This window comes from Psychrobacter sp. 1U2 (genome assembly GCF_051847575.1).
Genome location: NZ_JBPYDC010001622.1, coordinates 1 through 556 on the forward strand (window position 1 = coordinate 1; position 556 = coordinate 556).

At 33.5% G+C, this 556-nt stretch carries 1 protein-coding gene; it reads left to right on the forward strand.

Features of this window, described 5'->3' with window-relative positions; all coding sequences use genetic code 11:
* Positions 1-556: ATP-grasp domain-containing protein (locus ACS8FD_RS23510; RefSeq protein ID WP_459252184.1), on the forward strand; the 556-nt coding region annotated here is incomplete at both ends.

A 556-nucleotide genomic window follows, 5' to 3' on the forward strand; every position in this document is an offset into this window, starting at 1 on the left:
TGAATATTGCGAAAATAAAAATATTGATTATAAGTTAGTTAATGCTTTTGATACTGATATTATAGAACAACTAAAAGGTTATGATGTTTTCATGTGGCATCATCATCATTCACAAATCAAGGATGTTCTCGCTGCCAAAAATATCCTTTTTGCTATAGAACATGCAGGATTAAGAGTTTTTCCTGATTTTAAAACAAGCTGGCATTTTGATAACAAGGTCGCTCAAAAGTATCTTCTTGAAGCTGCTGGTATACCAGTAGTTCCTAGCTATATTTTTTATGATAAGAAACAAGCGAAGAAATGGGCAAAGAATACTAGCTATCCCAAAGTTTTCAAACTAACTCGAGGTGCAGGGTCTAGTAATGTTAAGCTGGCTAGATCAAAGTCAGACGCAATTAAGTTTATAGATAAGTCTTTTGGAAAGGGATTCCCTCAGCTAGATAGGGTTGGGTATTTAAAAGAAGCGCTTAGAAAGAGTGGAAAAGATACAGTAAGTATAGATTCGTTAACAAATGTTTTAAAAGGTGTTACAAGACTTGTTTTTAATAGCGAGTTT